Origin of the sequence: Ectopseudomonas composti (genome assembly GCF_001567565.1) — a bacterium.
In the GTDB taxonomy this organism is placed as follows: Bacteria; Pseudomonadota; Gammaproteobacteria; order Pseudomonadales; family Pseudomonadaceae; genus Aquipseudomonas; species Aquipseudomonas composti_A.
This window is the reverse complement of the sequence record NZ_LSSW01000004.1, coordinates 1-1,387: the sequence shown is the minus strand read 5'-3', so window position 1 is coordinate 1,387 and position 1,387 is coordinate 1. Positions and strand designations below refer to the sequence as shown.

Here is a 1,387-nt window from a genome sequence, read left to right as displayed (position 1 = left end):
GTATATGGACTCTCCCCACAAGTAGTGAGCAAAGCTTTTCTTTTGCACTTGTCGTCAGCGCGGTTGCATTCGTATATCCGGCCTGTGTTGGGCTTTTCCGCCCTGGCCATTCTGTAGTTCGCGCAGCGGGGGCCAAGCGTTCAATCGATCACGGGGATCATCATTGTTATCGGCCTTATTCCGCTGCAGGACTCGCCTGTTCCGACAGTGCTGCTGCTCACCACAACCACAAGAAAACCATCTTCCTTACTGATTACCCCCGCCGTCAGGCGGGCTTTGTGCTCTGCCAATTACCATTGAAACGCCGCTCATGGCACCACACCGCCCAGCAGATCCTGACCAATTTGTTCGCCAGCGCCACAGCCGCTTTGTTGTGGCCAATACGGGCTGCCGTCTCGACGGCCCAGCGCTGCAACTCGGTCAGTTTTTCTGGCGTACGGGCCTGGCATCGCTGAGCCGCTAGCAAGGCCGCTCGCGAGCCATGGATAAATAGCGTGCGCACATAGATATTGCCCTTGCAGCTGATCCGCCCAAGCCGTCGGCGTTCGCCACTGCTGTATTCGTTCGGGGTCATACCCAACCAGGCGCTCAGTTGGCGACCACTGGAAAAGCGCTCAGGCTTACCCACAACGACGGTCAGGGCGCTGGCAGTCAGCAGGCCAATACCGCTGACCTCATCCAGTTTGCGCACGATTTCATCCTCAGCATGCCAGCGCTTGAGTTGCTGTTCGCATTCGGCCATGCACTGCTCGTACAAGTTGATCTCGGCCAGCACGATATGCAGCAGACGGCTCAAGGGAGCAAGTTCAGGCTGTTCAACCAATTCATTGGCCGCTCGGATAAAGGTAGCGGTCGAGACCGGCGCTTCGATACCTGCTTCACGCAGGATGCCGCGCAACAGGTTGATGCGCTGGGTTCTGCTCTTCTTCCAGGTTTCCCGCAGCCCGTGCAGTTGCTGCAGCTGTTGCTGCTCGTGGTTTTTCACCGGCACCGGATAAATATCCTTGCAGCGCGCCGCTTCCAGCATGGCGTCACAGTCGTTGCGGTCGGTCTTGTTGCCCCGGCGATAGGGCCGGACATAGCGCGCATGGATCAGCTTCACTTGATGACCGAGCGATTGCGCCAGCCGCCCCCAATAGTGCGCTGTGCCACAGGCTTCCATCACCCACTCGACCGGCTCGGCCTGCTCCTGTATATATCGCCTAAACGCCTCTCGGTTCAGCCGCTTGCGCTGCACCACCTGGCCGGAACGGACACTCTCGGCAACTTGGTAAACGGACTTGGCCAGATCAACGGCAATGCGTTTCATAACGACTCTCCCGCTCAAAAATCCTCGACACCTTGGTATAGAACTGTGGTGTGGGGAGAGTCCATTACAGCATTCAAG

General features: G+C 57.8%; 1 protein-coding gene. It reads right to left on the bottom strand.

Annotated features, from left to right (window positions below):
- Nucleotides 1-265: 265 nt before the first annotated feature.
- Nucleotides 266-1,309, bottom strand: coding sequence for an IS110 family RNA-guided transposase (locus tag PCLY_RS01000; protein WP_061237385.1), 1,044 nt, complete (start codon nucleotides 1,307-1,309; stop codon nucleotides 266-268).
- Nucleotides 1,310-1,387: the final 78 nt, after the last annotated feature.